Genomic DNA, 12,575 nt, shown 5'->3' with positions numbered 1-12,575 from the left:
TTTTCCTCTCGCCACGGCCGGTCTCTTTTGCATCCGGATCCTTCATGAAAAGCAAAACCATCCGCCGCTGGTCGTTCATCCACACCTGGACCAGCCTGATCTGCACGGTGTTCCTGCTGATGCTGGCGATCACCGGGCTGCCGTTGATTTTCCATCATGAAATCGAGCACCTGCTGGGCGACGCCCCCGAGTTCCGGGAAATGCCCGCCGACACGCCACACCTGGACCTGCAACAGTTGGTGGAGAAGGCCAAGGCCCATCGTCCGGGTGAAGTGGTCCAGTATTTCGGCTGGGACGAAGACGACCCCAACGGTGTCATCACCATCATGGCGCCGACACCGGACACCGAGCCCAATTCCTCACACACCTTCATGCTCGATGCACGCACCGGCGAGGCCCTGGAAATGCCCTCGGCCAACGGTGGTTTCATGATGGTCATGCTGCGCCTGCACGTGGACATGTTCGCCGGGTTGCCCGGCAAGCTGCTGCTAGCGTTCATGGGCCTCTTGTTCGTGATCGCCATCGTCTCCGGCGTGGTCCTGTATTTGCCGTTCATGCGGCGCCTGAGGTTCGCCACGGTGCGCCAGGACAAATCCACGCGCCTGCGCTGGCTCGACCTGCATAACCTGATCGGCGTGGTCACGCTGGTCTGGGCGCTGACCGTCGGGGTCACAGGTGTCATCGCCGCGTGCGCCGACCTGATCATCGCCGCCTGGCGCAACGACAGCCTCGGCGCCATGGTCGAACCCTACCGCAACGCCCCGCCCCTGACCCAACTGGCGCCGGCCACCCGCCTGCTCGACATTGCCAGGCAAGCCACGCCAGGCATGGAGCCCAGTTTCATTGCATTCCCCGGCACGCTGTTTTCCAGCCAGCACCACTACGGTGTGTTCATGAAGGGCAATACCCACCTGACCTCTCACCTGCTGACCCCGGTGTTGATCGACGCCAGCACCCTGGACGTCACCGCCATGGCCGAGCGGCCCTGGTACATGGATGTCATGAGCCTGTCCTTGCCGCTGCACTTCGGTGACTACGGCGGCAGGCCGATGCAGATCTTCTGGGCGACCCTCGATGTGTTGACCATCATCGTCCTCGGCAGCGGGGTCTACCTGTGGCTGGTGCGGCGCAAGGCAGCCAAACGTGCGAGCGTCGGCGCGCAGGTGGTGTCATGAGGCCCCGGCAGTCGAACTTCTGGAAAGTCTTTGGCGCTCCCGTGCTGATCGGTGTCCTTTGCGCCGCCGGACTGTTCTCGGCACTGCTGGGTGACGGTGCGTGGGACGCGGTGAGTTGGGTGGGCCTGGGACTGCCGACCCTGCTGGGCACCTGGGGGTTGTTCAAGCGCAACGGATAAGCTGCGCAGGGGGGCTCGCCAGTCGCGTCTGAACTGTCTAGGCTGTGCGAATCCCGGGTCTGAACCCTGTCCCCCCTCGAGACCGACTCCATGGCCACCCCCAGCATGACGCTGTTTCAAAATCCCGCTTCGCCCTTCGTCCGCAAGGTGCTGGTGCTGCTGCACGAAACCGGCCAGCAGGACCGCGTGGCGTTGCAGCTCAGCCAGCTCACCCCGGTCAGGCCGGACCAGAAGCTCATCGATGAAAACCCGTTGAGCAAGATCCCTGCCCTGCGCCTGTCCAACGGAACGGTGATCCATGACAGCCGCGTCATCCTCGATTACCTGGACCACCAGCACGTCGGTAATCCGCTGATTCCCCGTGAAGGCGCAGCCCGCTGGCGACGCCTGACCCTCGCGTCCCTGGCCGACGGGATCATGGACGCGGCAGTACTGATCCGCTACGAAACCGCCTTGCGTCCCGTGGAAAAACACTGGGACGAGTGGCTCGACGCGCAACGGGACAAGATTCGCCGCGCCCTGACCGTGCTCGACACCGAGGCGGTCGCCGAACTGGCCAGCCACTTCGACGTGGCGTCCATCAGCGTGGCCTGCGCCCTGGGTTACCTGGACCTGCGCCACCCGGACCTGGAATGGCGCGAGACCAACCCGCAGCTGGCGCAGTGGTTCGCCGAGGTGAGCCTGCGGCCTTCAATGATTGAAACAGTGCCCCGGGTCTGACGCTGCGCCAGCTGTCCCGGCCTCATCGCGAGCAGGCTCGCTCCCACATCGAATCGTGTCGCACCTTGGGGGAGCGAGCCTGCTCGCGATGGCAGCGCACCGGATCCAGCGGGAACAACCCGGCAATGCGCATTACCAACAGTTCGCGTACCCGCTGATCCTCGCGCAACCCCAACGAGCGGCTCATTTCACTTCCCCCAGATCGAACGTCATGGTCGCCGCCGGTTTCGATCCGACCCCGTACCAGTCCAGCTTGCGGGTCAACACCATGAACACGCCCAGTAGACCGAACAGCAACAGCGAGCCCATCAACAACGCATAGTCCTCGGCGCTCAGCAAGCCGTAGAGCAATGCATACAGCGCCGCCAGCCCTGCCGAAAAACCCAGGCCATGGCTTACGCTGCGCAACACATGACAGACGTAGAACCCCACCAGCGACACACAGGCACTGGCCGACAACAGGTACGCCAGGGCAAAGCCGATGTGTTCCGACAGCGATAGCAAAAGCAGGTAAAAGAATGCCAGCGCCACGCCCACCAGGGCGTACTGGACGGGGTGCACGGCCAGGCTCTTGAGCACCTCGAAAAGGAAGAAACCGGCGAATGTCAGGGCAATGAACAGCAAGGCATATTTGATCGCCCGATCGCTCTTGAGGTACTGGTCCACCGGATCGATGAAGCTCACGCCGAAGGCACGGCTGCGGAACGTTTCACAGCTGTCGCTCGCCACGCAGTTCTGCAACGCTTCTTCAAGGTTGGTGGAGAAGAACGAGGTCTGCCAGTCGGCACTGAAACCCTGTTCATTGATGTCGCGATTGACGGGCAGGTAGTTGCCGATGAAGCTCGGGTGCGGCCAGTCGGCGGCCAGGTGCACCTTGCTGGTCTTGCCCACCGGCAGGATCTGCAGTTCACCGGTGCCCTGCAGGCGCAGATCGAAACCGAAGGTCAGCTCGGCGCCATTCTGGCCGTTGACCATGGGCAATGGCACATGCACCCCCTGCCCCAGCCAACCGACCCGCGAACCGGGCAGGAAGTCGACGGTCTGCTCATTGAGTTTCAGCACCAGCGCACTCTCGATGCCACGGATGTCGCTGATGCCTACGCTCAGGTACGGCTCGTCGAAGCGATAATCGGCCGCCTCCTTGACGGTCAAGCCATAGCGCTCGGGCAACTTGAAGCGACCATCGATCCGGCTGTCGGCGTGGAACAACCGAGCCTCGTAGATGCCCCGGGCACGGGTTTCGGTGCGGACCTGGCCATCGAGTTCGAACTGATCCGGCAGAAAATACAATTCACCGCTTTGCTCGACGGTTTCCAGGAAACGGACACCGGTCTTCTCATTGGTATTCCAGACACGCACATCCTTGCGAAACGGCACCACGATCATCGGCCCGATGAGCTGCTGGCTGTGGCTGGAACTGCTGGCGATCTCCTGCAAGACGCCGTCGCGCAGCGCCTGGCGTTCATCGATGATTCCGTTGATCATCAGCAACGGAATCATCAGCAAGAGGATCAGTAGGGCAATCATGCCCAGTTTCACGGCGAGGCTGCGGTTCATGTGGAAGCTCCCTGTTTGAATGAGGGAGATTCTGGAGCGGCTGTGTGGGCTGTTTATGAGGCGAATGTGGAGTTTGTGTGGAAAACGGGCGAGCCCTTGTTGAGCAGCCCGCCTTCATGTGGACCGTGGCGAACCCGTGCGAGTGGGCCGTGCCATGGATCTCAGGGCAAGCGCAACACCACTTCCACGCCGCCCTCGACATTGCCGATCGCGAATTCCCCGGCATGCAGCTGCACCACTTCTTCCACAAAGTTGAGTCCCAACCCGGTGCTCTTGCGTCCGCTGTCCGGGCGCGGCAGTGAATAGAAACGCTCGCTCAGGCGCGGCAGGGCGTAGTCGGGAATCGGCTCGGCCTGATTGAACAACCGGATCTCGACAAGGTTGCCGATGCGCTCGGCGCTGATTCGCAGCAATCCGTGGGCAGGGGTGAAGTCCAGGGCGTTTTCCAGCAGGTTGCCCAATGCCTGGCGCAACAGAAATGCCTCCCCGGTGAGGATCAGGTCGGCGCCAACCTGCCGTTCGATCCGCAACTGTCGCTGTTCGATCCAGCCACCTCGGGCTTCAAGCAATTCGTCCAGCAAGGGCGCCAGGGGAACCGCCACCTGCTCCTCCAGCCCCTGGCGCTGTTCGACCTGGGCCAGGTTGAGCAAACGCTCGATCAGTTGCTGCATGCGTACGCTTTCATTGTCGATGTTGCTGACGAACCGCTGGTGCTGGGCCGCGGGCATATCGCTCTGCAGCAACTCGGCGGCACCGCGAATCGCCGCCAGCGGGCTCTTGAGCTCGTGGGTCAGGGTGTGCACATAGCGCTCGACATATGCCTTGCCTTCGAGCTGGGTGCGCATGTGCTCCAGGGCATGCGCCAGTTGCTCGAACTCGCCGCCGCGATAATGCGGCACCTCCACCCGTTGTCCCTGGCTGACGGCCTGGGCATACCGGGTCAGGCGTCGCAGCGCCGAGCTGAGCCACCACGACAGCAAGGCCCCGAGCAGCAGGCCCAGGCCAATCAGCCCGGCGCCGTAAAGCAGCAGGCGCCGCTCCGTGCGGTCGATGTAAGGCTGCAGCGAGCTGTTGGGCTTGGCCACGGTCACCACGCCGATGATCCGGCCGTTATCGCGGATCGGTGCCCCGACATGCATCACCGAGGAGGTCGGGTCATCGGCGACGCTGCGGGTCGAGCGTGCCCCGTACTGGCCACGCAGGGTCAGGTAGACGTCATTCCAGCGCGAGTAATCCTGCCCCACCGCCACACCGCTGGAATCGAGCACCACGATGCCGTCGGCATCCGTGACGTAGATGCGATGGCTGACCTGGTTCTTCGGCAAACCCCAGATCGTGGCCCCCGGCTGGCGTTCGCCATAAGCCTTGAGCAACTGCGGCCAGCGATTCTGGCTGAGGGTGCCGGCCTTGAAGTCGTCGCGCAGGATCTCGGCCATCAGGTTCGCCGTGTCCACCAGGGTTTCCTCGGTGGACTGGCGAACACCGGGCCGGATCTGTTCGATCACCGTGCCGAGCACGAAATACCCGGTCAGGCCGATGAACAGCACATAGACCAGGAAAATGCGCAGCCCCAGCGGCATCAGCTGTTCCCCGGGCTGTAGCTGTAGCCGAGGCCGCGATGGGTCTGGATCGGCTCCGCCTCGGCCCTGACCAGCCTCAGCTTGGCGCGCACGCTCTTGATATGGCTGTCGATGCTGCGTTCGTAACCGGCATCGCTGGCCACGCCCAGGGCATCGAGCAATTGTTCGCGGCTGAACACTCGCTCGGGCTGTTCCAGCAGACAGTTCAGCAGGCGAAACTCGTGACGTGTCAGGTTCAGTGGCTTGCCGCGATAGCTGATCTGCACGCGGTCGCCGTCCACCTGGAACAGCGCCGTACCCAGCTCCGTGGCGGGTCGCGGCGCCACCCGCTTGAGGATCGCCCGGACCCTGGCGGCGACCTCCCGCGGGCTGAAAGGCTTGACCACGTAGTCGTCGGCGCCGATTTCCAACCCCACCACCCGATCAATCTCGCCATCCCGAGCCGTCAGAAAGATGACCGGCACCTCGCTGAAACGTCTGAGATTCTTGCAGGTCTCAAAACCGCTGATATCCGGCAGGCCTACATCGAGGATGATCAGGTCCGCCGGTGTGTTTTTCTGGTGTTCGAGCGCCGCGGCACCAAGGCTCAGCCAAGTGGTGTCGAAACCTTCGCCTTGCAGGGCAAATACCAGCGTATCGGCAATGGCGGCTTCGTCTTCGACAATCAGAATATGAGGCATGGCTTGAGAGCCCGACAATAAAGTTGCCGGAACGGTGCCCCAACCCTGGAGGCGCGTCAATCGGGTAAATCAGCAGTCCGGCTTGTCCGCCGTGAAACGTCGGGCCGGATTCACCGCGGCATCGAATTCGCGCAGAGCCTTGGCGCCAATCAACAGCGGATAATTGAAACCGCTGCGGTCGGTCAGGTTGACCTCCACGGTGCGCTTGACGTTGCCCAGGCACATCTCCAGTTCCACCACCGGACGCTTGCTGGGTGCGGCCGACTCGCCTTCGTCTTCATCTTCTTCGGAGCGGGTCTTGATCTTGCTGATGCGCGCCACCTTGTGTTCATAGATCTTGTTGCTCGCATCCTTGGTGGCCAGGCGGAACCGCACCCAGTCGTCTCCGTCGCGGGTGAAGGTTTCGATGTCCTTGGCCGACAACGAGGCCGTGAGGGCGCCGGTGTCCATCTTGGCCTTGAGGACTTCACCGCCGATTTCCGGCAGCGCGATGTATTCGTACCGTCCGTACAGGGTCGGCTCGGCGGCCAGCGCCGGAAGGGCCAGCAGGGAAAGCAGGGCAAGGGTTGATTTCATGGTCATGAGGCTTCCTGTGTGAAGTGGTTTTTTAGACCGTGGCCTGGCCATTGGTTTCATTGCGCAGCGATGGCAGCCTACCCGAAGCGATGTGAAACAATCGTCCACGGCGGATTTGGCCTGCCGCCCGAAGCTGCTTATCATGGCCCGCCTAACTGCTTGCAAGAGTCTTCTATGCGCCGACTGCTCACCGGCTGTTTCGTCACCCTGCTGCTGTTGCTCAACACTCTGGTGCTGTTCGGGCCGCTGATGGTGTTCGCACTGCTCAAACTGGTCCTGCCCGGGCGCTTTCGCGACTATGCCTCCTGGGCGGTGATGTGGATCGCCGAAACCTGGGCCGAAATCGACAAACTGATCTTCGCCCTGTGCATCCCCACCCGCTGGGACATTCGCGGCGGCGAGGACTTGCGTGGCGATACCTCCTACCTGGTCATCAGCAACCACCAATCCTGGGTAGACATTCCCGCCCTGGTCCAGGCACTCAATCGGCGGACACCTTTCTTCAAGTTCTTTCTCAAGAAAGAGCTGATCTGGGTGCCGTTCCTGGGCCTGGCCTGGTGGGCGCTGGATTATCCGTTCATGAAGCGCTACACCAAGGCCTTCCTGGCGAAGAACCCGGAGCTGGCGGGCAAGGACCTGGAAATCACCCGGGCGGCCTGCGAGCTGTTCAAGCGCCAGCCGGTCACCGTGGTGAACTACCTCGAAGGCACCCGGTATACCGCCGCCAAGAGCCAGCAGCAGCAATCGCCCTTCACCCATCTGCTCAAGCCCAAGGCCGGTGGCGTGGCGTTCGTCCTGGCAGCCATGGGCGAACAGCTGGATGCGGTACTGGACGTAACGGTGGTGTACCCCCAGGAACGGATTCCCGGTTTCTGGGACCTGATCAGCGGCGCGGTGCCCAGGGTCATCGTCGACATCCAGACCCGAGCGCTGGATCCGGCGCTATGGCAAGGCGACTACGAAAACGACCCGGTTTTCCGGCAGCACGTCCAGGAGTGGGTCAACCAGCTCTGGACCGAAAAGGACCGGCGCATCGCCGCCTTGCGCAACGAACGCGACTGATCAGATCCCCGCGCCCGGGCTCCAGATGCCGCTCAGGCTCTGGAGCAATGAACCGGCCACGCCCTGTTGGCCGAGGTACTCAAGGATCACCGGGGCAAACTGACCGATCATGCCGCTGTCCATGCCCAGTGCGCTGAAGGTGTTGTTCAGGTCCTGGGTGTCCTTGACATTACCCAGCAGGCCGTCGAGCAATGCGTTCCTTTCCGATCCGCCCCCCAGCAGGCCGCCCAGGCCATTGAGTCCGCCAATGGCGCTGTTGCCAGCAATCTGGTCCAGGCCCGGCACACTTGCGCTCAATTCGGAAAACTGCGGTTCGCTGAGCCGGTTCTTCGCCAGCCCCAGCATCGCACCGGCACCGCCGATGGCCTGCTCCGGCGTGATGTTCAACTGCGATCCCAACGTATTGAGCAACCCGGCGGCTTTAGGCGCAGCCGCGATGGCGCCCTCTTGCTGCCCAGGCTGATTGCCTTGCATTGCCGCCACTGCATCGACTGCATCACTGAGGCTGAACTGCGCGAAGGCTGGACTGGCGGCCAGTGACAGCAGGCAAGACAGTGCAAAACCGCGTGGAACCTTCATCCCAACATCCTCTGAAACCCTGACAAGCCACCCGGTAAGGAAGTAGCGCAAACCGTGGGTTGGACGAAGGTTGACGGCGATTGTTCCGGGCCGGATTAAAAATCAGATAACACTAATGGAAAATTCCTTCAGAACAATCAGAAACAACTGGCTTTTAAAAAACCAGAACTGAATTAGCCCAAAAACTCTAAAACACCTGCTCATAATTCAGAATTGACATAATCAACTGTCAACCTTGACAGTAGCCCGCCCCGCCGTAGTTGCGACCATAGGCTTGATCGAGTTATTTGGAGCCCTGAAAGATGCAAAGGATACTGGCTGGGTGCGCGGGGTTATTCCTGTCATTGAACGGATACCTGCATGCAGGTGAAATAATCTGCCCTGCTGTTACCGATATTCATAGAAACATGGAGACCGCAGACGACACCTACTCGGTGGAAGTACGGGATGATCGCGAATGGGCGAGCCAGCAATTGGTAGAGGAAGTCAATCCGGCGTTGCTGGAATTCAGCGGCGCCGAATATGTACTTCATGAACCCGATGGTGACGAACAGACTCCGACGAGGGCCACCATTATCTGCCGGTATGGCCAGCTGAATCTGACATTGGAGCATCTGCAAGTACAGGAGCCCTTCTTTTCAGAGTGGGCGGACAATCGTTGTGAAAGTTTGGATCCGTCGGTGTGCAGACTGATAAACGCGGACTATTTCAATGTGACCTTCTAATATGACGCTTTGTAACTTGACCCACACTTAGTCCGGACTCCAGCCGCTCACTCCAGACATCCCGAAACTCCGTCGGCACTTCCCGCCCCTCTCTGCAGCCGTGGGTGACCTGGCTTCCTCTGTGCCAGAGCATCTTGCAGCGCTGCATTGAACAGCGACGCCCCGGCATGGACCCTACAGCGAATGTCGAAGCATGAATGCCCAGGCGTTCTACCGCGGTTTCTGCGAGCGGCTTCACAGTCACGGTGATCCGGCACTGAATACAGCCTCACCTTTGATAGCAATCCTGCTGAAGAGGCGATCTCTCTGGAACCTTACCCAGGCGCATTCTTATTCCCTCTCGGTATTATCCGCTGTCAACTCTGACAGTAGGCAACGACCGGCCCCGATCCTAAGCTCCCAATGCGTCAACAAAACAAGACTCTGGGCCCCCAGTCTTTATCCACTCGGGCAGGCAGGACGAAAGACATGAGCGATCGACTCAAAGGAACCGTCAAATGGTTTAACGATGCAAAGGGCTACGGCTTCATTACCTGTGGCGACAGCGGCAAGGAACTGTTCGTGCACTTTTCAGCCATCGATGGGGAGGGCTACAAGACCTTGAAGGAACGACAGACCGTCTCTTTTGAAGTTGAACAGGGAAGCAAGGGCGTCCAGGCCGCGAGAGTGACACTGGAATAAACTTCGCGACGCAGCAACAGCCCATCCACTCAATGGGCATCAGTGACCGCAGAGTCCAAAGAAAAGGGCGACATCTCTGTCGCCCTTTTTTTCGCCTTATGCGGCGCTGAACAGCTTGTGCGGATCGATCACGAATTTCTTCGGCACACCGGCATCGAACTCGCCGTAGCCTTTTGGCGCGTCGTCCAGGCTGATGACCTGTACGCCGACGATTTCCGCGATGTTGATGCGATCCCACATGATGGCTTGCATCAGTTGACGGTTGTACTTCATGACCGGGGTCTGGCCGGTGTGGAAGCTGTGGGACTTGGCCCAACCCAGGCCGAAGCGGATGCTCAAGGCACCGATCTTGGCGGCGGCATCGACCGCACCCGGATCTTCGGTCACGTACAGGCCTGGAATACCGATCTTGCCGGCAACGCGGGTCACCTGCATCAGGGAGTTGAGCACGGTGGCCGGGGCCTCGTGCTTGACGCCTTCATGGCCATGACCACGGGCTTCGAAGCCCACGGCATCGACGGCACAGTCGACTTCCGGCTCGCCCAGCAGGTCGGCGATCTGCTCGTGCAGTGGCGTGTCCTTGGACAGGTCGGCGATTTCGAAGCCCTGCGCCTTGGCATGCGCCAGGCGAACCGGGTTGACGTCACCGACGATGACGACCGCCGCACCCAGCAGGCGCGCAGAAGCCGCTGCCGCCAGGCCCACCGGACCGGCGCCCGCGATGTACACAGTGCTCCCTGGGCCGACACCGGCGGTGACAGCGCCGTGGTAGCCGGTCGGCAGGATGTCGGACAGGCAGGTCAGGTCACGGATCTTCTCCATGGCCTTGTCGCGGTTCGGCAGCTTCAACAGGTTGAAGTCGGCGTAGGGCACCAACACGTACTCAGCCTGGCCACCGGTCCAGTCGCCCATGTCGACGTAACCGTAGGCACCGCCGGCACGGGCCGGGTTGACGGTCAGGCAGACGCCGGTGTGTTGCTCCTTGCAGGAACGGCAGCGCCCGCAAGCCACGTTGAATGGCACCGAAACCAGATCGCCGATCTTCAGGTTCTCGACGTCGCTGCCCTTCTCGATCACTTCACCGGTGATTTCATGCCCCAGGACCAGGCCGGTCTGGGCAGTGGTGCGGCCGCGAACCATGTGCTGGTCGGAGCCGCAGATGTTGGTGGATACCACGCGCAGGATGACGCCGTGCTCGATCTTCCTGCCACGCGGGTCCTGCATTTTTGGATAGTCGATTTTCTGTACTTCGACCTTGCCTTGGCCGAGATACACGACACCACGATTACCGGACATGCTTTCACCTCGCTGTTGTTTTTATGAAACTGCGTCGCCCAGGCAGGCAGCGCGTTGATTGCTCGGGTTAATGCTTGTGTCTTGTTTCTGTCTTCTTTGGGAGGGCCTCATCGTGATCAGGCTCGCTCCCCTATTGGATCTCTTTGTTGTCGTCGAGCCTGCTCGACCAGAGGCGCTACAGGACGACCGTACGATTGGCGTTCAGAAATACTCGCCTTTCAATGTGATACCCCACTGCCCGGGCCAGGGTGAGCCCTTCGATGTCCCGGCCCTTGGCGATCAGGTCCTCGGGATAGTGGCTGTGGTCCACCACTTCCACGCCCTGGGCGATGATCGGGCCTTCGTCCAGGTCGTTGTTGATGTAGTGCGCCGTGGCGCCCACCAGTTTCACGCCTTTGTTGTAGGCCTGGTGGTACGGCTTGGCACCCTTGAAGCCCGGCAGCAGGGAGTGGTGGATGTTGATTGCCTTGCCATCGAGCTTGCGGCACAACTCCGGAGACAGCACCTGCATGTAGCGGGCGAGAATCACCAGCTCGGCACCGTTGTCTTCGATCACCTGCCATACCTGGCGCTCCTGGGCCGGCTTGTCGTTCGGGTCCAGGGGGAAATGGTAGTAGGGAATCTGGTGCCAGTCGGCCAGCGGCTTGAGGTCCGGATGATTGGACACCACGGCCACCACATCCATGGATAACTGGCCGATGCGCTGGCGATAGAGCAAGTCGTTGAGGCAGTGATCGGCCTTGGAGACCATGATCACCACTTTGGGTCGGTAATTGGGTGGCGTCAGCTCGAAGACCATGCCGAAGGCTTGCGCCCGCTCGGCCAGTCCGGCACGGAAGCTCTGTTCGTCGAACCCGTCAGGCTGGCGGAACTCCACGCGAATGAAAAAACGCGCCGAGAGCCGGTCGTCGAAGGAGTGGTGCTCGGTGACGTAGCAGCCCTGCTCGAACAGAAAGCGGGTCACCGCGTCCACCGTGCCGAGCACGCTGGGGCAGTCGGCGGTGAGAATCCATGTATCCGGGGCACGGCTCATTGCGGTGACTCCTGTTGTTGTGGGTAGGCCCCCGCCCAGTGCAGAACCCTGCGGCGAGGGGCTTTAGCCTGTGATGTCTCAGGCCTGCACACTCAACCCATATTCGGCCGATGCATCCTGCAGCCACAGCCACCAGTAATCGGAGAAGCTGCGACGAATCACCAGTTCCCAGGTGTCTTCGGCGGTGTGGCGGATCACCAGTTGCGACTTGGCGAACACGGTGCCTACGGCCTTGCCCACCGGGAAGTTGCTCGGATGCACGTCATAGCTGGTGGATTTCATCAGCACGTCGCGCACGTTCGGGCCGGACAGCTCGAGGATCTGCTGGCCGCCGCTGACATTGACGATCTGGATGTGCAGGTCGCCCAGGGCTTCACGCAGTTTCTGCTCGGCGGCGAACTCTTCGCCAGTGGGCACGACCAGTAGCCATTCGTCAGGGCCGAGCCATTGCAGGCTGGTTTCACCCTTGACGATGACGGTCAGCGCCCCGGGCAGTTCCAGGCCCAGGGCCTTGTGCACGCCCGCGGCGAACGCCGGATCGTGGCCATCGCCACGGATGGTCAGGTGACCCAGGAGTTTTTTCTCGCGCACGGTCACACCGGCGTTCTTGCGACCCTTGCCCACCAGGCTGGCGAGGTCGGCATGGTGCAGCGACGACTCGGCCTTGGCCCCGGTGGTGGGGCGTTGTTGGTACACGTTGACTGCGGTCATATGGAGCACCTGTCTGAATGC

General features: G+C 61.3%; 15 protein-coding genes. 6 read left to right on the top strand and 9 right to left on the bottom strand.

Going from position 1 to position 12,575, the window contains the following annotated elements; genetic code table 11:
• Nucleotides 1-44: 44 nt before the first annotated feature.
• From BW992_RS09485 to BW992_RS09475, 3 genes are all read left to right on the top strand, one after another.
• Entirely contained in the window at nt 45-1,175 is a 1,131-nt protein-coding gene (locus BW992_RS09485; RefSeq protein WP_076406065.1) for a PepSY-associated TM helix domain-containing protein, read from the top strand.
• The gene (locus tag BW992_RS09480; RefSeq protein ID WP_072389863.1) at nt 1,172-1,354 is read left to right on the top strand and encodes a hypothetical protein; all 183 of its coding nucleotides are present in this window, start codon (nt 1,172-1,174) and stop codon (nt 1,352-1,354) included. The genes BW992_RS09485 and BW992_RS09480 overlap by 4 nt, the downstream gene beginning before the upstream one ends.
• Before the next feature lie 90 nt (nt 1,355-1,444).
• The gene (locus BW992_RS09475; protein ID WP_072430861.1) at nt 1,445-2,074 is read left to right on the top strand and encodes a glutathione S-transferase family protein; all 630 of its coding nucleotides are present in this window, start codon (nt 1,445-1,447) and stop codon (nt 2,072-2,074) included.
• 22 nt (nt 2,075-2,096) lie between these two features.
• On the opposite strand, the gene BW992_RS26875 is transcribed toward BW992_RS09475, so the two are convergent.
• The 5 genes from BW992_RS26875 to rloA2 form a co-directional block, all read right to left on the bottom strand.
• Entirely contained in the window at nt 2,097-2,261 is a 165-nt protein-coding gene (locus BW992_RS26875) for a hypothetical protein (protein ID WP_156682190.1), read from the bottom strand.
• Complete coding sequence (creD, locus tag BW992_RS09470) at nt 2,258-3,631, bottom strand: cell envelope integrity protein CreD (RefSeq protein ID WP_076406063.1); 1,374 nt, start codon at nt 3,629-3,631, stop codon at nt 2,258-2,260. The genes BW992_RS26875 and creD overlap by 4 nt, the downstream gene beginning before the upstream one ends.
• 161 nt (nt 3,632-3,792) lie before the next feature.
• The gene (gene creC, locus BW992_RS09465) at nt 3,793-5,211 is read right to left on the bottom strand and encodes a two-component system sensor histidine kinase CreC (RefSeq protein WP_072389872.1); all 1,419 of its coding nucleotides are present in this window, start codon (nt 5,209-5,211) and stop codon (nt 3,793-3,795) included.
• Nucleotides 5,211-5,891 (bottom strand): two-component system response regulator CreB, encoded by a 681-nt coding sequence (gene creB, locus BW992_RS09460; protein ID WP_072389877.1) that lies wholly within the window; start codon nt 5,889-5,891, stop codon nt 5,211-5,213. Before creB ends, creC begins: the two co-directional genes overlap by 1 nt.
• A gap of 69 nt (nt 5,892-5,960) precedes the next feature.
• Nucleotides 5,961-6,467, bottom strand: coding sequence for a retropepsin-like aspartic peptidase RloA2 (rloA2, locus tag BW992_RS09455; RefSeq protein ID WP_072390859.1), 507 nt, complete (start codon nt 6,465-6,467; stop codon nt 5,961-5,963).
• A 174-nt stretch (nt 6,468-6,641) separates the two neighbouring features.
• Here rloA2 and BW992_RS09450 point away from each other — a divergent pair, with 174 nt between their 5' ends.
• The gene (locus tag BW992_RS09450) at nt 6,642-7,529 is read left to right on the top strand and encodes an acyltransferase (protein WP_072389880.1); all 888 of its coding nucleotides are present in this window, start codon (nt 6,642-6,644) and stop codon (nt 7,527-7,529) included.
• Here BW992_RS09450 and BW992_RS09445 read toward each other — a convergent pair whose 3' ends face one another.
• Nucleotides 7,530-8,108 carry a DUF2780 domain-containing protein gene (locus tag BW992_RS09445; protein ID WP_072430862.1) on the bottom strand — a complete coding sequence of 193 codons (579 nt, stop codon included), beginning with the start codon at nt 8,106-8,108 and terminating at the stop codon, nt 7,530-7,532. It lies immediately after the preceding gene.
• A gap of 302 nt (nt 8,109-8,410) precedes the next feature.
• Here BW992_RS09445 and BW992_RS09440 point away from each other — a divergent pair, with 302 nt between their 5' ends.
• Together BW992_RS09440 and BW992_RS09435 are read left to right on the top strand one after the other, a co-directional pair.
• Nucleotides 8,411-8,833, top strand: a complete 423-nt coding sequence (locus BW992_RS09440) for a DUF3757 domain-containing protein (RefSeq protein WP_076406061.1) — start codon at nt 8,411-8,413, stop codon at nt 8,831-8,833.
• A 468-nt stretch (nt 8,834-9,301) separates the two neighbouring features.
• The gene (locus BW992_RS09435) at nt 9,302-9,514 is read left to right on the top strand and encodes a cold-shock protein (protein ID WP_072389889.1); all 213 of its coding nucleotides are present in this window, start codon (nt 9,302-9,304) and stop codon (nt 9,512-9,514) included.
• A 96-nt stretch (nt 9,515-9,610) separates the two neighbouring features.
• Here the strand turns inward: BW992_RS09435 and fdhA are convergent, their stop codons facing one another.
• The 3 genes from fdhA to BW992_RS09420 all read right to left on the bottom strand — a co-directional run bounded on the left by fdhA (nt 9,611) and on the right by BW992_RS09420 (nt 12,554).
• A complete protein-coding gene (gene fdhA / locus BW992_RS09430) occupies nt 9,611-10,810 on the bottom strand; it encodes a formaldehyde dehydrogenase, glutathione-independent (protein ID WP_072389892.1) in 1,200 nt (399 codons plus the stop codon).
• A gap of 175 nt (nt 10,811-10,985) precedes the next feature.
• Nucleotides 10,986-11,843 (bottom strand): formyltetrahydrofolate deformylase, encoded by an 858-nt coding sequence (gene purU / locus BW992_RS09425; protein WP_076406059.1) that lies wholly within the window; start codon nt 11,841-11,843, stop codon nt 10,986-10,988.
• 78 nt (nt 11,844-11,921) lie between these two features.
• Entirely contained in the window at nt 11,922-12,554 is a 633-nt protein-coding gene (locus tag BW992_RS09420; RefSeq protein ID WP_072389898.1) for a sarcosine oxidase subunit gamma, read from the bottom strand.
• Nucleotides 12,555-12,575 lie beyond the last annotated feature (21 nt).

This window comes from Pseudomonas sp. 7SR1 (assembly GCF_900156465.1).
Classification (GTDB): domain Bacteria; phylum Pseudomonadota; class Gammaproteobacteria; order Pseudomonadales; family Pseudomonadaceae; genus Aquipseudomonas.
The sequence above is the reverse complement of the archived record's forward strand: the minus strand, read 5'-3'. Positions and strand labels throughout refer to the sequence as shown.